Origin of the sequence: Terriglobus sp. TAA 43 (genome assembly GCF_000800015.1) — a bacterium.
In the GTDB taxonomy this organism is placed as follows: domain Bacteria; phylum Acidobacteriota; class Terriglobia; order Terriglobales; family Acidobacteriaceae; genus Terriglobus.
Genome location: NZ_JUGR01000001.1, coordinates 554,339 through 572,568, shown reverse-complemented (window position 1 = coordinate 572,568; position 18,230 = coordinate 554,339). Strand labels below are relative to the sequence as shown.

At 57.3% G+C, this 18,230-nt stretch carries 15 protein-coding genes; 6 read left to right on the top strand and 9 right to left on the bottom strand.

Annotation, left to right across the window (positions count from 1 at the left end):
• Position 1: 1 nt before the first annotated feature.
• On the bottom strand, positions 2 to 790 hold the full coding sequence (gene rsmA, locus M504_RS02310; protein WP_047493146.1) for a 16S rRNA (adenine(1518)-N(6)/adenine(1519)-N(6))-dimethyltransferase RsmA: 789 nt from the start codon (positions 788 to 790) through the stop codon (positions 2 to 4).
• Between the two features lie 61 nt (positions 791 to 851).
• On the opposite strand from rsmA, the gene glgA reads away from it, so the two are divergent.
• Positions 852 to 2,306 (top strand): glycogen synthase GlgA, encoded by a 1,455-nt coding sequence (gene glgA, locus M504_RS02305; protein ID WP_047487488.1) that lies wholly within the window; start codon positions 852 to 854, stop codon positions 2,304 to 2,306.
• Between the two features lie 34 nt (positions 2,307 to 2,340).
• Here glgA and M504_RS02300 read toward each other — a convergent pair whose 3' ends face one another.
• From M504_RS02300 to M504_RS02285, 4 genes are read right to left on the bottom strand one after another with little or no spacing between them, the layout of a single operon-like run.
• Positions 2,341 to 2,802: a DUF3037 domain-containing protein gene (locus M504_RS02300; RefSeq protein WP_084214035.1), complete on the bottom strand. Its 462-nt coding sequence runs from the start codon at positions 2,800 to 2,802 to the stop codon at positions 2,341 to 2,343.
• Positions 2,780 to 3,544 carry a HipA family kinase gene (locus M504_RS02295; protein WP_047487484.1) on the bottom strand — a complete coding sequence of 255 codons (765 nt, stop codon included), beginning with the start codon at positions 3,542 to 3,544 and terminating at the stop codon, positions 2,780 to 2,782. Before M504_RS02295 ends, M504_RS02300 begins: the two co-directional genes overlap by 23 nt.
• A 5-nt stretch (positions 3,545 to 3,549) precedes the next feature.
• The gene (locus M504_RS02290) at positions 3,550 to 4,938 is read right to left on the bottom strand and encodes an APC family permease (protein WP_047487481.1); all 1,389 of its coding nucleotides are present in this window, start codon (positions 4,936 to 4,938) and stop codon (positions 3,550 to 3,552) included.
• A gap of 46 nt (positions 4,939 to 4,984) precedes the next feature.
• Positions 4,985 to 6,589, bottom strand: a complete 1,605-nt coding sequence (locus M504_RS02285) for a glycosyltransferase family 39 protein (protein ID WP_047487478.1) — start codon at positions 6,587 to 6,589, stop codon at positions 4,985 to 4,987.
• 123 nt (positions 6,590 to 6,712) lie between these two features.
• On the opposite strand from M504_RS02285, the gene M504_RS02280 reads away from it, so the two are divergent.
• Complete coding sequence (locus M504_RS02280) at positions 6,713 to 7,633, top strand: neutral zinc metallopeptidase (RefSeq protein ID WP_047487476.1); 921 nt, start codon at positions 6,713 to 6,715, stop codon at positions 7,631 to 7,633.
• On the opposite strand, the gene uvrC is transcribed toward M504_RS02280, so the two are convergent.
• Positions 7,634 to 9,580 carry an excinuclease ABC subunit UvrC gene (gene uvrC, locus M504_RS02275; RefSeq protein ID WP_047487473.1) on the bottom strand — a complete coding sequence of 649 codons (1,947 nt, stop codon included), beginning with the start codon at positions 9,578 to 9,580 and terminating at the stop codon, positions 7,634 to 7,636.
• A 245-nt stretch (positions 9,581 to 9,825) separates the two neighbouring features.
• Between uvrC and M504_RS02270 the strand changes: the two genes are divergently transcribed.
• Entirely contained in the window at positions 9,826 to 10,563 is a 738-nt protein-coding gene (locus M504_RS02270) for an OmpA family protein (protein ID WP_047487470.1), read from the top strand.
• A gap of 62 nt (positions 10,564 to 10,625) precedes the next feature.
• On the opposite strand, the gene M504_RS21035 is transcribed toward M504_RS02270, so the two are convergent.
• Positions 10,626 to 11,531, bottom strand: a complete 906-nt coding sequence (locus M504_RS21035) for an alpha/beta hydrolase (protein WP_052200243.1) — start codon at positions 11,529 to 11,531, stop codon at positions 10,626 to 10,628.
• Between the two features lie 34 nt (positions 11,532 to 11,565).
• Positions 11,566 to 12,201, bottom strand: coding sequence for a GTP cyclohydrolase II (gene ribA, locus M504_RS02260; protein ID WP_047487468.1), 636 nt, complete (start codon positions 12,199 to 12,201; stop codon positions 11,566 to 11,568).
• A 75-nt stretch (positions 12,202 to 12,276) separates the two neighbouring features.
• On the opposite strand from ribA, the gene M504_RS02255 reads away from it, so the two are divergent.
• The gene (locus M504_RS02255) at positions 12,277 to 13,623 is read left to right on the top strand and encodes a sensor histidine kinase (protein ID WP_047487466.1); all 1,347 of its coding nucleotides are present in this window, start codon (positions 12,277 to 12,279) and stop codon (positions 13,621 to 13,623) included.
• On the opposite strand, the gene M504_RS02250 is transcribed toward M504_RS02255, so the two are convergent.
• A complete protein-coding gene (locus M504_RS02250) occupies positions 13,620 to 14,489 on the bottom strand; it encodes a ChbG/HpnK family deacetylase (protein ID WP_047487462.1) in 870 nt (289 codons plus the stop codon). The two genes, M504_RS02255 and M504_RS02250, sit on opposite strands and share 4 nt — an antisense overlap.
• 276 nt (positions 14,490 to 14,765) lie before the next feature.
• On the opposite strand from M504_RS02250, the gene M504_RS02245 reads away from it, so the two are divergent.
• Entirely contained in the window at positions 14,766 to 16,274 is a 1,509-nt protein-coding gene (locus tag M504_RS02245) for a sugar transferase (RefSeq protein ID WP_047487459.1), read from the top strand.
• Positions 16,275 to 16,316: 42 nt separating this feature from the next.
• On the top strand, positions 16,317 to 17,987 hold the full coding sequence (locus tag M504_RS02240) for an NAD+ synthase (RefSeq protein ID WP_047487456.1): 1,671 nt from the start codon (positions 16,317 to 16,319) through the stop codon (positions 17,985 to 17,987).
• Positions 17,988 to 18,230 lie beyond the last annotated feature (243 nt).

The window sequence follows — 18,230 nt, the reverse complement described above, 5'->3', positions numbered from 1 at the left end:
GTTACATGGCGCGATAAAGCGCCGCAAAGCGATCGAGCGGCAACGCCTCGGCCCTTGCAGACGGCTCAATCCCCGCAGCATTACATGCTTGTGCAATCTGCTCTGAGGTATATCCCGCAGCACGCAGATTGTTGTTCAGCGTCTTGCGCTTCTGCTGAAAGCAAAGCTTCAAAAAACGATCAAATCCCTTAGCATCTGTAATGCCAAGCTCCGCAAACCGCGGCGCAAAGCGCATCCGCAACACCGTGGAGTACACATCCGGCGGAGGATCAAACGCCTCCGGCGGCAGCGTGAACACATTGGCCACGTCCGCATACATCTGCACCGTAGCGGACAACAGCCCAAAGTCACGATTGCCCGGCTCCGCCGCCACACGCTCTGCCACTTCACGCTGCATCATCACCACGGCCAGTTCCATCGAAGCTTCATGCGCGCACAAATGCAGCAGAATGTCGCTGGTGATGTAGTACGGCAGATTGCCAATGACCAACGCCTTTTCACCCTCAGGAACAAGCGCCGTGATGTCCGTCTCCAGGATGTCCGCTTCGATAATCTCCACATTCGGATGATTGCGAAACTTGAAACGAAGCTCCGGTACCAGCGACCTGTCCAGCTCAATGCAGGTCAGCTTTTTCGCTCGTTCGGCAAGAATCGTCGTAATCGCGCCATGCCCGGGGCCAATCTCAATGACCGTGCGCGAGGACACATCACCCAACGCATCCGCAATGCGATGCCGCGCGTTGTCGTCCACCAGAAAGTTTTGTCCGAGCTTTGGTTTGCGTGGCTGCATCTGATACGGTGTGCGTGCTCCTCTCGTTAGAGTAACGTGGAGCATGGAAACAGGAGTGTAGATGCACATCGTATTTGCAGCATCGGAGTGTGTACCCTGGGCCAAGACCGGCGGCCTTGCAGACGTGGTGGGCGCGTTACCGCCCGTGCTGGTACGTATGGGACATCGTGTCACCACCTTCGTGCCGTATTACCGGCAGGTGGCGAAAAAACTGCCGGATCTTCCCGTAGTCATCTCCAGCCTCACCATGCCGTACACCTACTACCAGCGCTACGCCAGCGTGCTGGACGGTGGCGTGCATGAAGGCGTGCAGATTTACTTCATCGATTGCCCGGAGATGTTTGACCGCGAAAATTTCTACGCCACGCCCAGCGGCGACTATCCCGACAACTGGGAGCGTTTCGGGCTCTTCAGCCGTGCGGTGATCGAAGCAAGCAAGATTCTCGGCGTGCCCGACGTCTTCCACGCACATGATTGGCAGGCCGCGCTCATCCCCATCTTTCTGCGGTCCATCTATTTCTTCGATCCCGCTCTGCGCCGCGTGCCATGCGTCTTTACCGTTCACAACGCCGGCTATCAGGGCTGGTTCCCGTCGGACATTATGCCGCGCCTCTTGCTGCCGTGGGACATGTTCACCATGGACAAGCTGGAGATGTACGACAGCGTCAATCTCCTCAAAGGCGGATTGGTTTACGCGGATGCGCTGACAACGGTAAGCCGCCGCTACGCGGAAGAGATTCAGACCAGCGAATTTGGCAACGGTCTTGATTCGATCTTCCGCCGCCGCAGCGCGGACCTCTTCGGCATTCTGAACGGTGTGGATTACGAAGAGTGGGACCCGACACAGGACAAACACATCGCCGCTCACTACTCGGCAGATAACCTAAAGGGCAAGAAAGAGTGCCGCCGCGATCTGTTACACGCCTTTGGCATCGATGGCGTCGAAGATCAGACCGCGGTACTCGGCATCGTCTCGCGTTTCGCTACGCAGAAGGGCTTCGATCTGCTGGCGGCCATCATCAACGATCTCGTGCAGGACGACATCGTCCTTCTCGCACTCGGCACAGGCGAGGAGTATTACGAACGCCTGCTCGGCGAACTCGCTCTCCGTTATCCAGACAAGGTGCGTGTTCAGGTCCGTTATGACAACACGATGGCGCACAAGGTAGAGGCAGGCAGCGATATCTTCCTCATGCCATCGCGGTACGAACCCAGCGGCCTGAATCAGATGTATTCGCTGCGCTACGGCACAGTCCCCGTCGTGCGATCCACTGGTGGATTGGAAGACACCGTATACGAAGAACACGACGGCAAAGGCAACGGATTCAAGTTCCACGGTTACAACCCGTTGGACTTCCTCGATGCCATTCGTCGCGCACTTGCCACCTTCCAGAACAAGGAACAGTGGGAAGAGATCATGAAGCGCGGCATGGAAGAAGACTTCTCCTGGGACAAGCCAGCAGAGGAGTACACAAAAATCTACGAGCGCGTCGTCGCAAACCGTACCTGGAGTTAAGCCAACATCGCTTCATCAAGCCCACGTCTTGTTTTTAGGACGTGGGCTTTTCTGTTGACGCACGAACGATCGAGCGCTGCGAGCAAACGTCTCTGACCAATACGGTCGATGCGATTTCGAATAGACGTTGATCCAAATCCTCATGTGACAGACCGTCACGAGAACAAATGCCGGTACGAATACTGGACGTCTGCAGCATGGTGCTTCGAGGTGCAGTCAACCAGTGAAAGCGCTCGCGCTGCGACAGCTTCGCCATCGGTCCACCATCCGGATTCCCTGAACAGACCTGTGAGAACGCCTTCAGGTGTTGCTCGATCGCTTCTGTATCCACGTCAGGAGCCAAAGCGCGCAGGCGCTCGGAATCCAGTCCGATGCAGCACGCAAGATAGCGCAACTCCTGGCTGTACAGGATCACGCCCGCATTCACAAACTCTTCGCGCTCCACGCGTGGCACCACGCGCAGCACGGCGTAATCAAAGCTGACGTTCGCGTGCACGGATGGCCTCCTGTTCGAAGATGTCTGCGTGTTCCAGTCGTTCCACAAAGAAGCGAAGATACGCTTCGCGAATACCTTCTACATCGCTGCCAAGAAAATCATCTGGCACCAGCGCAAGAATGTCGCTTAGAACAGTTTCATTCAGCCGCTCACGAGCAATCGCACCAGCCGCGGCAATCTCGCTGGCAAACGGCAGCAGCACATGCTGATCAATCTGCGGAAACGGCGAACGCGCCTTGCCCGGCATCGTCTCCCAATGATGATGGAAATACATCGCCGCGCCATGGTCGATCAGGTACAGTTCGCGATGCCACATCAACAAATTCGGATTGCGTGGTGTGCGGTCGACGTTCTGAACAAAGCTGTCAAACCAAACGGCAAGGGAAGCTGTCTGTGTAGAAACCTTGTCACCAGCAGCTGCAACAAAATCAGTAGATCCCGGCAGATAATCCAGACCCACATTCGTTCCCACACTTGCCTTCAGCAGGTGACGAATCTCCGCATCCGGATCGCTTCGACCAAGCACGGGATCAACTTCCACCAGCACAATCTCTGGCACCTTTAAACCAAGCGCACGGCCAATTTCGCCAGCGATAATCTCCGCGGTCAGAGCGAACAATCCCTGCCCGGCACCACGAAACTTGGTGACGTACATGCCAAGATCGTCAGCTTCCACAATCGCAGGCAGAGAACCGCCTTCACGAAGTGCAAGGACATACCGCGTTGCCAGAACAGACCGCATGTTTTCTAGTGTATCGGGAGCGCTGCCGCATTCTTCTTCCGCTCAAAGTAACGGAATAGGGGAATGCCAAGCAGAATGACAATGCAACCAAGCAGCGTGTTCTTCGGATCGTCCACAAGCTGGAAGACGGTCAACGCAATCGCCGCAAGGATAAAGAGAATCGGCACCACCGGATATCCCGGCGTCGAGAACAGACGAGCACGACCTGAAATCGCATCACGCTTGCGGAAGACAAACACTGTACTCACCGCAAGCCCGTACGTAATCCACTCCGCAAAGATCGCCAACGAAAACAGCGCCTGAAACTTGCCAATCGCAAAGATCAGCAACGACCCAATGGCGGACTGCACCACCAGCGCAAACGCCGGTGTTTGATAGCGCGGATGCACATTCGCAATACGAGCGAAAAACAATCCATCGCGCGATGCTGCAAACCCGATGCGCGCACCGGAAAGCGTAGTTCCAACCAGCGTCGCGGTAATGCTGATGGCCATACCAATGCTCACCAGCGCCGCACCCCACGCAATGCCATGCTGACCCAGCACCGTCCTGATCGCATCCACCGCAGGCCGATCCGCAGCAGCCAGCGCAGATGCCGGCAACACATATTGAATCGCCGCATTCGTCAGCATGTACAGCGCACCCACGATGAGGATGCCGCCGATGTAAGCCACCGGCAGATCGCGCTGCGGCTTCTTTACCTCGCCCGCCAGAGTCGCTACATCGCTCCATCCGTCGTAGGCCCACAGCGCCGCAATCAACGCCACCATAAAGCCAGCGAATCCACCACGCGCCCCACCAAACACGGTGGCAAAGTTATGCAGTGTCCCCACAGGCCCGGAGAAGACAAAGCAACTCACACCAATTACCAGGATGATTGCGACCTTCAGCAAAGTAAGCGCCGCCTGCACATCCGCGGCCTTTCGAGTGCCAACAATATCCAGCCCCGTCACAAGCCAAAGCGCGACCAGCGCCGCAACCTGTCCCCAGTTCATGCCAAGGAATGCCGGGTTCGCAAAGAAAGAAAACATCGCAAACGTAGCCAGCGTCCGCGTGAGTCCGCTCACGACTGTGGCAATCGAAGCAGGCTTCGCAATTGTCCACCACGTCCACATATGCAGGAAGCCAACCAGATCGCCATAGGCCTCGCGCAGGAACGCATACTCACCGCCATAAGCAGGACGCCCCGCGGAGATCTCCGCATAGGTCAGCGCGCCAAACAAACTCAGCAGACCGCCCACGATCCATACCGCATAAAGCGTGCTGCTCTTGCCGACAGCAGCCACCATTTCGCGCGGCACCAGGAAGATGCCGCTGCCAATAATGATGCCCACCACCAGGGCCATTGCATGGCGTGCGCCAAGTACGCGAGGAAGTTCGTGATCAGAGTTCATGCGGTGCAATCGAGCCTAGCATCCACCGCGCTCCACACCAAATTCTTTAGTAGTAGATACGGCTCTCAGCCCAGTCCGGCGCCAGCGGCACCTTCCGGTGACGCACTAGGTAGATGTCGTGTTGCTCGTACCACATAGACAGCGGATTATCGACATGCCCCACCACCTGCACGTCCTGGTAGTACTCCTGCAGCTTCGCCACGCTGGTCTTGCGATCAATGATCATCACTTCCGCATCGAGCCCACGTGTACCCCACAGCCAGTAGTTGTTGTGTTCGGAAATCACAGTCGGCAACGCGATACCTTGCACGCTGCTTAACCATTCCAGCGACGCTGCTTCGCCATAATTGCCGCCGAAGATGCCCACCTTCGCTCGATCCTCCGGCGAGAGGCCATTCACAATGCGTGCAACCTCCGCCAGATTCTCCTGCCATCCATAGCGATCCGCATAGAACTGCGGAAGAATCTGATGACCGCCGGTATTTTCCGAATCCCCCACCGGAATATGCATCGCCTTCACGTAAGCCACAAAGGTGTTTGGTGGCAACACAAAGATCGCAGTAGGAAGCACCAGCGCGGTTAAAACAATCATCGTCACGAAAGCAACAGGAAACGCGACCACGCGATCCTGTTGCACAGCCTTACGCGAAGCAAAACGATTCGTCCAGGCAATCCCACCAGCAGCAAACAAAATGGGATAGATCGGCGCAAAGTAATAATCCTTCGCTCCAAGGGCAATCATTAGCACCAGCAGGATCAGCCAGGTCAAACCCAGCCAGCGGCGATCCGCACGCTTCAACAGATGCACCAGCCCAGGAATCCAAACGAAAGCCGTCCAGGGCCCAAGAACCATCAACTGGTTCAGAATCCAAGCCGCAGGATTCAAATGAACATTCTTGCCCTTCACTCGACCGTTATGCAGAAACTCCAGCGTGGGCCAGTGATTATGCATCTGCCACAGCAGATTCGGCATAGCAATAACCGCCAACAGCACAATGCCAAACAAAGCCTGCCGCGTAAACAACACGCGACGCTGCGGCGTAACCAGCAGCGCAATCCCAAGACAGAAAAGAAAGAAAGCCATCGACGGCTTGTTCAACAACCCAATCCCGGCGGACAAGCCAAAGACGCTCCACCATATCCAGCGCCGATCCACACCATCGCTTTCATCGCGCAACAGAAGAATGACAGCAAGCAGGCAAGTCATCCAGAACAGGCTCTCAAAAGAATTCATGCTCAGGTAGCTGTCGACGCCGAGATAGAGCGGCATGCAGATGCATGCAAGCATCGCCAGCGCCTGTGCACTTCGTTTGCCGCCCAACGACCAGCAAAGTAATCCCGTAAGAAAAATGCGTCCCGCACCCGCCAGCGCCGACAACATCCGGATGCCCACCATCGAGTGCCCAAAGAGCGTCTCCGCAATGCGCGCCTGCACGGCAACAATGGGCCCGTGATCTACATAGCCCCACGCCAGGTGCCGTCCACACATCAGGTAATAAAACTCGTCGCGGAAATAACCCACGCCAATGTGCCGTTGCCAAAGCGTGCCTGCAATGTGCAGTAACAGCTTGGCCAGCGCAAACCACAATGAGAGACGAATCGCCGAACGCAACGATGCGTTCACAGGACGGACAACCGTCGAGCTTGTCATGCAGGAAGCATACGTGCAACGCAAGCGATTGGTTCCGCGTTATGCTTCCCGTGAGGCATTCGGAAAAGCGCATCGCGCATCCAACCCAATGACTCCAACGAATCAACACAAGAGGGAACTGCAATGGAATGGACGCCCGGAGGCACCAGCAGCGATATTGAAGACCGTCGTGGAGATTCCGGTGGCGGCGGGGGCGGATTCAATCTCGGTGGAGGCGGGCTTGGCATCGGCGGATTCATCCTCGTCGTTGTCATCGGATTGATCTCTGGTCGAGGCTTCATCGGCAGCCTGCTCACCGGCCTCGGCGCAGCCGCAGGCGGCGGTGGCGGACAACAAGTTCGCCACAGCGAGCCCGGCCAGCCAGTACAGGAAAGCGCCGCCGAACATCACGACGTGCAACTCGTCTCCTTCGTGCTCGACGACGCGCAAAAAACCTGGACAGCCATCCTTCCAGAACAGACAGGCCGCAACTACCGCCACGCAAAGCTGGTGCTCTTCCGCAACCGAACACAATCCGGCTGCGGCAACGCACAGTCAGCCACCGGCCCCTTCTATTGCCCGGAAGATGAGCGCGTTTACATCGACCTCGGCTTCTGGGACGAGCTGAAACAACTCGGTGGCAACACCGGCGAGTTCGCACAGGCCTACGTCATCACCCACGAGATCGGTCACCACGTGCAGAACATCCTCGGCACCGAGCAGAAGGCGCAGCAAGCCATGCGCAATCCGGCGACTCGCTCGAAGACCTCGGTTGAGTTGGAACTCCAAGCCGATTGCTACGCCGGCATCTGGGCCCACTCCACGCAGCAGCGACACATCCTTGATGCCGGTGACATCGATCAAGCCATGCAGAACGCCGCAGCCGTGGGCGACGACCACATCCAGAAGATGCAGCGCGGCACGGTAAGCCCGGAAAGCTTCACGCACGGCACCAGCGCAGAACGTCAGGGATGGTTCAAACGCGGCTTCGAAACCGGTCAGGTAAAAGCCTGCAACACCTTCGATGTCGGCGCGGATGGCTATCAGTCGTCCACTGCGAACTAACTACTGCAAAATCCTGAACTCAGGCGGCGTTTCGGTTTCCACCGGAACGCCGTTTCCGTCGATAGCAGCCTCACGCTCACCATCAAAGTAAGCGCGAATCTTCTTCGCTGTCGCAGCGTTCACCACAGCCGTAAGAGCATCCGGTCCTGCAGCCTTGATGCCGCGCAAGCTTCCGAAGTGTTCAATCAATCGCTTGCGAGTCGTCGGCCCCACACCTGGAATCTGCAACAGTTCGCTGTCACGATCACGCATCTCACGACGCTTACGGTGATAGTTAATCGCAAACCGATGCGACTCATCGCGGATACGCTGCACCAGATGCAACACAGGCGAACGACGATCCAGCACCACCGGATCATCCTCTTGCCCGTAGACGTAAATCACTTCCTCACGTTTCGCGATGGAAGCCAACGGCTGCAGCGTCACACCAATACTTTCCAGCGCCGCATACGCAGCATGCAGCTGCCCCAACCCACCATCAATCAAAATGAGTGAAGGGAAGGGTTCATTGTTCGCTTGCAGCTTCGAATAGCGGCGCACCAGAATCTCGTGCATCGACGCAAAGTCATCCACGCCCGTCACGGTCTTCAGTTTGAACTTGCGATAGTCGGCCTTCTTCATATCGCCGTTCTCCCACACCACCATGCTGGCCACGGTCTCCGCGCCTTGAATGTGCGAGATGTCGAAGCACTCAATGCGCGTAGGCACTTCTGGCAGATTCAACGCATCCTGCAACGCTTCCGCAATCGCTTTCTTCGAAGGCTGCAGCGTGCGGAATCGCTGGTCGTAACTTTGCTTCGCATTCGTGCCAGCAAGATCCAGAAGCGAACGTTTATCACCACGCTGTGGCGCAAGAATCTCCACCTTGCGCTTGCTCTGCTCACTTAATGCAGAGGTCAGTGCAACACGATCCGGAAACTCTACCGGCACAAGAATCTGTCGCGGAACATAAGGCTGATCAAGATAAAGCTGCTTCAGAAACGCCGAGAAGAACAACGTAGGCGAAAAGCTCTGCTGTTGCGAAGTCACATCCGCGTCCGCCGAAGAAACATCGTCTTCCTCCGCAACCATTTCAAAGTTCACATCCTGCAGGTCTTCCCAGAAGAAGTCGCGCTTGTCCACGATCTTGCCTTCACGCATATGAAACTGCGCCACGGCCAACATCTCTTTATCGAAGTGAAAGCCAAACACGTCGGCATCCTCGTTCTCGGTAGAAGCGATGCGTTGCTTCGCCTGCAACTCCTGCAGCGTGATCAGTTGATCGCGCATCTTGGCCGCAAGCTCAAACTGCTCATTCCCCGCAGCCTCGCCCATGCGCTGCTTCAAGCGGCCTTCCAGTTCGCCTTCCTTACCTTCCAGAAACAACTGCACATCGCGAACAGCTTCCCGGTAAGCCTCCGGAGTGACAAGGTTCTCCACGCACGGTCCCGAGCACCGTTTGATGTAGTACTCCAAACAGGGCCGCGGATGGTAGCGGTTCAGATCCACCTTGCAACTCGGAATCAGGAACGACCGATGGATCAGATCCACAATGCGATACGCCAGATTCCCCGGGAAATAGGGCCCGAAATACTGGCCGCCATCCTTGCGTAGCTTGCGCGTAACAAAAACCTTCGGATGGCGATCACCCATGGTCAGCTTCACATACGGATACGTTTTGTCATCCCGTAGAAGAATGTTGTAGCGCGGCTTGCGCTGCTTGATCAGGTTGTTTTCCAGCGCCAGCGCTTCGTGGTTGTTGGCCACCTGGATGTAGTCCACATCCACGGCCTCGCGCATCAGCGTGCCGGTCTTCGCATTCGCCTGGTTGGCCTTCAGCAGGTAACTACTGACGCGGCTCCGCAGGTTCTTCGCCTTGCCAACATAGATGACCTCACCCTCGGCGTTCTTGTACAGGTACACGCCGGGTTGCTGGGGCAGCGTCCGAATTTTCTGATGGAGATCCATGTATGGTTCGCGCAAGGCGAAGATATCTTCGCGTCTGTGCAACAGTTTAGATGGAATATGCCGCAGGAAGATTCTGCCGGAAAGAAAGGGAATTTGTACCTTAATCCGGCTTTCATAAAGTTCCTGCAAAACGGTTTATCCGCAACAAATAGCAGTACTTAATCGTTTGGCATGGGGCGTGCATTCATCCAGACCGTACAGGCGTTCTCTCGAAGCGCCGACGTAAGAACCGGAGGAAGGCTGGAATGACTATGAAAGCAGACAAGATGACTCGCGCTACGGTGGCGGCCGGATCGGCTGCCCTGATTCTGTTTCTGACCACGGGTTGCAGCACCAAGAACTACGTACGTTCGCAGGCTGCTCCCATCGTCCAGCAGACGAACGAGCTGGATGCACGTACCGCCACCGACCACCGCAACATCGTGGACACGGATCAGCGCGCACAGGCTGGCATCGCCAAGGCCCAGGGCGCTGCTGACGCAGCCGACCAGCATGCAGCAGTTGCCGGTCAGTCTGCTGACAAGGCACAGGCAAACGCGAAGGATGCGTACAACCGTGTCGATACCCTTACCGGCGTCGTTGCGAACCTCGACAACTACAAGTCCATGCAGGACGTCAGCGTAACCTTCGGCTTTGACAAGTCCGTGCTGACAGCCTCGGACAAGAAGCAGCTCGACGAGCTGGCAACCAACCTTCAGTCCAGCAAGCACTACATCCTGGAGCTGACCGGTGGTACCGACTCCACGGGTGATGCGAATTACAACTACACCCTGAGCCAGAAGCGTGCAGACGCCGTGGCTTACTACCTGCAGAGCAAGTACGACATCGCTCCGCACAAGTTCTACCTGGTCGGCATCGGTAAGGACCAGGAAGTCGCTTCCAACCGCACGGCAGACGGTCGTAAGCAGAACCGTCGCGTACAGGTCCGCGTGCTCTCCAACCTGCAGGACCAGAACAGCATGACCGCGAAGGCAGGCCAGTAACTTCTGGTTGTGCAACGCAAATAATTAGGCGGCCTTCGGGCCGCCTTTTCTTTGCGCCAAACTCATGGGACAGGTGGGAAGAGAAAACGAACTGCATCCGGAAAGCGAGCCGCCCACGCGGCTTCTGTGTGTTGGCCGCCGGGTGCAATTGTTAACTTGACTTCGGTTTTTCCCATCATGCTGTGCCGCATACTGTCTGCCAACGTCTCATGCATTTTCACCAGTGCTTCGTTCGCGGTCGGCAAACCCATGCTTTCCAGCATCTGTTGATTCGCTTCTGCTGTCCCCACACCAAGCGAAATCTTCCGCGGCCCTCGAACAATAACCGACACATCTCGAAGTGCCAGCCCGTTGCCGTCCTGCAACGATGTGCTTTCCAGCAGCCCCAGGCCAAAAACCTCGGGGCGATGAAGAAGTGTTCGCAGCGCTGCCAGGCCACCAAAGGACGAGCCACCTATCGCGGTATGTCCCGGGCCCGCCTTAACGCGGTAGCGGCTCTCAATCCATGGCAGAACCTCGTCCATGAATTCCGGGATTTTGCTGCCCAGCGAAGGCATAGTATCCCGCTGCGAGGGTATCGGATTGTCATACCACTCGTATTCTTCTGAGCGATATGGGCCGGCGTTATCGATCCCGACCACAACGATTGGTTCCACCTGTTGACGGCCAATCAGATCAGTAAGCGTCTCATCGATCTGCCATTCTGACTTCCATTCAGAAGTGCATTTATCGAACAGCCACTGACCGTCAAACATATACAGGACGGAGTATCTCTTCTTCGCATTTTGCGGACTGTCGTAACCGGGCGGCAACCAGACACGTAGGTTGCGGTTTCGTCCGAATGTCATGTCGTGAAAAGGAACGATGTCGAGATGGCCGACGACAGTACTGGCGCAGGGTTGCTGAGACTTCGCATGCAAGACAGGCAGCCCAAGGGCCGCTAGGAGCAAAGCAGAGAAGATGCGCATGGTGCGGCCATCTTACTCCCAACAGAAAACGAACTTAGAGCAGTGAGCCGATCAGGTGGCCCATCTTGTCCCGCTTCACTTCCAGGTACTTCTGACTGGTCAGCTCCGCCGCCACTTCAGCGCTGATGCGCTCCGCCACCTTGATACCGTGGCTCTCCATCGCCTGTACCTTCTCGGGATTATTCGTAATCAACCGGATCGACCGAATACCAAGCTGATTCAGAATCTCCGCAGGCAGCGTGAAGTCACGATGATCCGCGCGATAACCGAGTTCCACATTCGCCTGAATCGTGTCGCGGCCAGCGTCCTGCAACTCGTAAGCGCGCAGCTTCGCCATCAGGCCAATACCGCGGCCTTCCTGCGCTTCATAGAGCAGAATGCCCGAGCCATGCGCCGTAATCGTATCCAGCGCCAGTTCCAACTGCTGGCGGCAGTCGCAGCGCAGCGAATGAAACACATCGCCCGTCAGGCATTGCGAATGCACGCGCACAATCGGCGATCCCGTGCTGACATCGCCATAAATCAGCGCCACGGCCTCATCCACGGTGTTACCCATGGGCCCCGGCGTTACATCGGGAGCAAGATGCCCCTCAAAGCCAAGGATGCGAAAGCTTCCCCAGCGAGTGGGAAGTTCGGCTTCTGCGACTTTTTCAACCCGGCTGTACTGCATAGTCTCGATTCTATAGATGCCGAGCTCTCCATGTGGATGCAGGCCTTTCCATCTCCGCCGGGGTAAGCTGAAGACGTGAATCCACTTGAACCCAAGCTCGTCCTCATCTCGTTGCTGATTCAGCTTGGTGTGGCTGCTGCTGTTTCCAGTTCGCTGGCCCGCTCCACGGCTTTTCGCAGACTTCTGCTTGCAACGGAACGTACCCCCATCGACCGCATGCAATTAATGTTGTTGGTCGTCACGCCACTCACGCTGGGCGTGTGGATTCGCACTGTAGTCCCGAACTTCCTCGCAGCAGACATTTCATTCGCCACCACCATCCTGCTCGGCGCCATCCTAGGACCCTCCGTCGCCGCAGTCGGTGCGGTCATCCTGTCGTTTCCAGCACTACTGCACCACGAATTCCTCGCGCTTCCGGTCAATCTCGTCGCCGCAACCGTCGCAGGAGGCTTCTATCGTTTCGCCGACGTGGAAGCGATCTGGACCTTCTCGCCCATGATCGACCTCAGCCTGTACCAGTGGGTGCGCCGCAATCTCCGCCGCCCGCACCTGGACCGGCAGGTCCTGTTGCTGCTCATCATCATGCTGTTGCAACTGTGCGCCAGCGAAGTTGCCATGTACCGTCCTCGCCGCTACTTCGCCCTGCGATCGAACCTGTGGCTCCTGCAACTCGCCATCGCCGCCGCAGCCCCGGTCATCGTCGGCATTCCATTGAAGATCTGGAACGCCATCCGCATTGAAGACAAGCTGGAACAACAGGCCCGCCTCCTGCTCGAAGCGCGCCTCGATGCACTCCAACGCCAGATCAACCCGCACTTCCTGTTCAACACCCTCAACTCCATTGGTTCGCTCATCCGCCTCGAACCCGAACTCGCACGCGAGATGATCGTGCGTCTCGCCAACATCCTGCGCATCCTGCTCAAGAAGCGCGAAGCCTTCGTCCCATTCCGCGACGAACTCGCCTTCACCGACGACTACCTCGCCATCGAAGTCGTCCGCTTCGGCGAAAAGCTCCGAGTCGTCAAAGAAATCGCCCCAGACACCCTCGACCTCGTAGTTCCAAGCATGTTGCTCCAGCCATTGATTGAAAACAGCATCAAGCACGGCCTCGAACCGCGCATTAGCGGCGGCACAGTCACCCTGCGCAGCCGCATCCGTGGCGAACGCCTACTGTTAGAAGTAGAAGACGACGGCGTAGGCATCGCCCCCGAACGCGACGTCGCCATGCCCGTCAGCGGCCTCCGACGCCCCGGCAACGGCATCGGCATGAAGAACGTCCGCGAGCGCATGGAAGTGCTCTACGGCAACGACGCCATCCTCGAAATGGAAAGCCGCCCCGGCCGGGGCACGCGCATCACCCTCGAAATGCCGGTAGTCGCCACCACCGAACTCCAGCAGAGCACAACAAGCGCCCGAAACTAAATCTCGTCATATCCGATCAACTCAAAGCGCCCTTCGCGGACAGCTGCAGGAATATACCCCAGCAGGGCATTCCGTTCTGCATCTCGCTGATCACGGAGCCGCGTACGAACCGCCGCCAGCGCGGCATCGTTGTAGCCGGGATGACACACCAGCTCCCACGTTCCCTCGGGCATACCCTCCAGCAGCCGCGCCAGGTTCTCAGCATCAAGAGTTCCCGTCGCCGACACTCCAATCGACCCCGCTGTTGTCTTCAGCCCGGAAGCGCGCAACAGCTTCTCAAACGTGCTGCTGAAGTTACGGAGAGCCGTGACTTCCAGCTTCCGCAGCAGCGGCCCACGCGTCAGCCGCGCAGACCACGCCTGCTCAAACGGGTTCCGAATCGCCGAAACACCACATTGCATGGCCGCCCGCATCAACGGACGAGCCACACGTGGGAAGAGGTGCGTATGTTTATGGGTGTCCACGTGGGTGACGGTCACCCCCGCATCCTGCAACCGCCGGATCTGGGCCACCGCCTCCGCTTCAATCTGTTCTTCCGGTATTTTTCCGCGTTGCAGGTCAGCAATAAACTTCGGCAACGACGAGCGCAATTGCCCCTGGTCTCCGTCGAGTAGGGCACGTACCGTCTCCGCTGGCGCAACACAATTGCCGTCTACCAGCACCACGTGGCAACCCACACGAAGATTTTTGTACTCCTTAGTAGTACGAACAGCGTCTTTAAAGGCGGCGCCTGCTGCCATCAACGTGCAGGATCGTAAAGCGCCAGCCTCTGAAAGTTCTCCAATGGCACGGTTGACACCCTCCGTAAGGGCGAAATCGTCTGCATTCACAATCAGGCGCCGTTGGGCAGTTTTATCGGATGGCATCACGGGGAGTGTAAAGGCTGCATCCCCAATCGCAAAGGATGCTACGCAACAAACTGACTTCAGGGCGAGCCGTTAAGGGTGCATGTGACAGATATGGTGCGGGTTGAACGAAACAATGGGTTGGTTGAGATATCCTGAAAAGAAAGAAGGCAATAGAGAACAAAGAACAGTTGAACGGTTCGCCGTTCTGTCACACGGTTTTTTTCCCGCAAATCAGGTGGCAATAAAACCCACCCTGAATGGCCCGAACCGCATCCAACGGCCAAAAGGTAGCGAATGCCGGCACAAGAATACGCGCAGGGGAGTGTCATGACCACGGAGGCACCGTCCTTTCGAGGACGTGGTATGTCCATGGCGGCGGGCGTGCTGGAGCAGCCATCCATTACAGGAGCAGCGTGGGCCGCGCTGGACATACTCACCGCGCTCATCGGCAGCCTCATCGCCATGCATTTCCGGCTGGATGCCTCGCATGAGAGCGGCACCCTTACGCAGAATGGTGTCTTCCATCTTCTCTGGAGCCAATACGGCGCGTACATGACGTGGTTTGCGCTGTGCCTCGCATTTTTCTCCCGATCCTACGGACTTTACGGCCCCATCCAGAACCGCAGTGGTCTGAATGAGCAGCGCCTCACTATCCAGGCCACCCTGGTCGCCGGCCTTCTGCTCTGCGGCAGCATCTATCTTCTCCGCGGCGAAACAGTCTCCCGCATCGTGGTCATGCTTTCCGTCATCCTCACGGGAACCATGCTGTGCGCACGCCGGGCTCTCTGGCGTTCCATGGTCTACACCCGCTACCGCGATGGCGTCGATACCCGAAACGTACTCATCATCGGCTCCGGCCGAGTAGGCCACGCCCTCCGAAATCACCTTGAGTCGCTCCGTCACCTTGGATTCCGCTTCCGCGGCTTCATCGCCCTCAACGAGAGCGAGACCGAATCAGGCGACGCAGATAACGTTGGCGACATGAGCAACTGCCTCGCCATCGCCCGCGCACTCTTTGTCGATGAAATCTTCTTTTCCGTCCCTGCCGACAAGAAGATCGTGATTGACCTCGTTCAGGAAGCACGTGAACTCGGTATTGACGTCCGCGTAGTGCCCGATCTTTACGATGGCCTCGCCTGGAACGCACCCATCGAATACGTGGGCCAGTTTCCCACGATCCCGCTGCATCGTCGCGAGTTTCCAATCGGCTCGTTCATGGTCAAGCGCACGCTCGACCTTGCCCTGTCGTTTCTGGCGATTGTCGTACTCAGCCCCATACTGTTTCTGATCTCGCTGGCGGTTCTGTTGGATTCGCCTGGCCCCATCTTCTATCGTGCACGTCGCATTGGCCGTAAGGGACGCACCTTCAACTGCTACAAGTTCCGCACCATGGTCCAGAATGCCGATCACCTGAAGTCGCAGCTGGAACACATGAACGAGCGCGACGGCATCCTGTTCAAGATGAGCAATGATCCGCGCATCACCCGCGTGGGCCGCTTCCTCCGCAAGTATTCACTGGATGAGATTCCGCAGTTCTTCAACGTGCTCAAAGGCGACATGAGCCTCGTCGGACCCCGCCCGCCCATCGCGGCAGAAGTGGAGCGTTACGACCTCTCCCATCTACGCCGCCTCGACGTGCTTCCCGGCATCACAGGCCTCTGGCAGGTAGAAGCGCGTCAGGACCCATCGTTCGACAGCTATATCTCGCTTGATACGGCGTACGTGGAGAATTGGAATCTCTGGCTCGATCTGAAGATCCTTCTCCGCACCATCAGCGTGGTCATCAGCGGCACCGGCAGCTAAGGGCACTCGCAGCAACTGCGCTCACCGTTCCATAATGGTGTTGTGAAGATTGCACTCGCGCAGTTGAACCCCACCGTAGGCGATTTCAAGGGCAACACCGCTCGCATCCTGGACTACGCAAAACGCGCCGGCGAATTGGGCGCCGATCTGGTCGTGTTCCCGGAGCTTGCTATCCCCGGCTATCCACCGCAGGATCTGCTGGAAGACGAAAACTTCCTCGCCCACTGCCAGCGCTCGCTGGAAACAATTGCTCAAGCCACATTGCAGCCCGGAATGCCTGGCATCCTTTGCGGAACCGCGCTGGAGTCCACCGCAAATCCCGGCAAGCACGCTCGCAACGTCGCCGCACTCTGCTACGACGGCAAGGTGCAGTTCGTCCAGCAGAAGATGCTGCTGCCGTTCTACGACGTCTTCGACGAACAGCGCTACTTCCAACCCGCGGAGTCACAGTCGCTGGTGGAGTTTCAGGGCGAAGTACTCGCGATCACCATCTGCGAGGATGCCTGGAACGACAAGGATTTCTGGGCAGAACGCCTCTACGCAAACGATCCCGTGGAACGTCTGCTCACCTCCACGCTTAATGGCCGAAAGCCCTCGTTGCTGCTGAACATCTCGGCCTCGCCCTATTGGGAAGGCAAGCAGCAGATACGCCGCAGCATGATTGGCGCAATCGCAAAGCGTCACAGTGTTCCGGCAGCCATGGCCGCGCAGGTGGGTGGCAACGACAGCCTTCTCTTTGATGGTGCCTCCTTCGTGGTCGACAGTGAGGGTGAAACCGTAGCTGCAGCAAAAAGCTTTGCAGAAGATCTCCTGCTTTTTGACACCGCACCTGCCGCATCGCACACCATCGCACCCGTCCTCGACGGTGTGGAAGCAGCGTGGAAAGCGCTCGCAATGGGCATCCGCGACTACGTGCGTAAGTGTGGCTTCTCGAAAGTGCTCATCGGTCTCAGCGGCGGTATCGATTCCGCTGTCGTCGCTGCGTTGGCGGTCGATGCAGTTGGCAAAGAGAACGTCATGGGCATCGGCATGCCCAGCGAATACTCCTCCAGCGGCTCGGTCGATGACGCGCTCGCGTTGGCAAAGAATCTTGGCATCCGGTGCGAAATCATCGCGATTCGCGAAACATTCAATGCAATGGATAAGGCTCTGGAGCCGGTCTTTGCAGGAACCCCCTTCGGCCTCGCAGAAGAGAACATGCAGGCTCGTATCCGTGGCACGCTGCTGATGAGCGTCTCCAACAAGTTCGGCCACCTGGTCCTGACCACCGGCAACAAGAGCGAAATGTCCGTCGGCTACTGCACGCTCTACGGCGACATGGTCGGCGCATTAGCAGTCATCGGCGACGTCTGGAAGACAAAGGTCTACCAGCTTGCCCATTACGCAAACCGCGAACGCGAAGTCATCCCCGAAAACACCATCAGCAAACCGCCCAGTGCAGAGCTGCGTCCCGACCAGAAAGACACCGACTCGCTGCCGCCTTACGAGGTGCTTGATCCCATCCTTCAGGCATACGTGGAACGCTACGAATCGGCAGACGAGATCGTCACCTCGCAGGGCGTAGATCGAGAACGAGTCGAACAGGTGTTGAGGCTCGTAGAACGCAGCGAATACAAGCGTCAGCAGGCTGCCCCCGTCCTGAAGGTGACAGCCAAGAGCTTCGGCACAGGCCGCCGCTTTCCGCTCGCAGCACGCACGCGTCAACAACTCTAAAATCTGTCAAGCCCCTTGAGGTCTCAACGTCAAGAAAGCAAAGCAGATAGAGTTGGCATGGTATTTCAACGAAAGCTCTACAATAGAAACAGAGACCAAAGGGCCGCGTATAGCGTGGCCCTAAGTCGTTTAGAAAGACGATTTTGCCTCTAACCCTAATGGGAAGACGATTTTAGCGCCACCCATGCCGTAACTCCAATAGAAAGACGATTTTAGAAAAACAGGGGGAGGGGAGGGGGTAGC

What these genes read in the sequence shown, in the direction of transcription:
- rsmA (WP_047493146.1), bottom strand. Translation starts at nt 790, where the DNA reads ATGCAGCCACGCAAACCAAAGCTCGGACAAAACTTTCTGGTGGACGAC.
- uvrC (WP_047487473.1), bottom strand. Translation starts at nt 9,580, where the DNA reads ATGGATCTCCATCAGAAAATTCGGACGCTGCCCCAGCAACCCGGCGTG.
- M504_RS02270 (WP_047487470.1), top strand. Translation starts at nt 9,826, where the DNA reads ATGACTATGAAAGCAGACAAGATGACTCGCGCTACGGTGGCGGCCGGA.
- ribA (WP_047487468.1), bottom strand. Translation starts at nt 12,201, where the DNA reads ATGCAGTACAGCCGGGTTGAAAAAGTCGCAGAAGCCGAACTTCCCACT.
- M504_RS02250 (WP_047487462.1), bottom strand. Translation starts at nt 14,489, where the DNA reads ATGCCATCCGATAAAACTGCCCAACGGCGCCTGATTGTGAATGCAGAC.
- M504_RS02280 (WP_047487476.1), top strand. Translation starts at nt 6,713, where the DNA reads ATGGAATGGACGCCCGGAGGCACCAGCAGCGATATTGAAGACCGTCGT.
- M504_RS02290 (WP_047487481.1), bottom strand. Translation starts at nt 4,938, where the DNA reads ATGAACTCTGATCACGAACTTCCTCGCGTACTTGGCGCACGCCATGCA.
- M504_RS21035 (WP_052200243.1), bottom strand. Translation starts at nt 11,531, where the DNA reads ATGCGCATCTTCTCTGCTTTGCTCCTAGCGGCCCTTGGGCTGCCTGTC.
- M504_RS02245 (WP_047487459.1), top strand. Translation starts at nt 14,766, where the DNA reads ATGCCGGCACAAGAATACGCGCAGGGGAGTGTCATGACCACGGAGGCA.
- M504_RS02295 (WP_047487484.1), bottom strand. Translation starts at nt 3,544, where the DNA reads ATGCGGTCTGTTCTGGCAACGCGGTATGTCCTTGCACTTCGTGAAGGC.
- M504_RS02285 (WP_047487478.1), bottom strand. Translation starts at nt 6,589, where the DNA reads ATGACAAGCTCGACGGTTGTCCGTCCTGTGAACGCATCGTTGCGTTCG.
- glgA (WP_047487488.1), top strand. Translation starts at nt 852, where the DNA reads ATGCACATCGTATTTGCAGCATCGGAGTGTGTACCCTGGGCCAAGACC.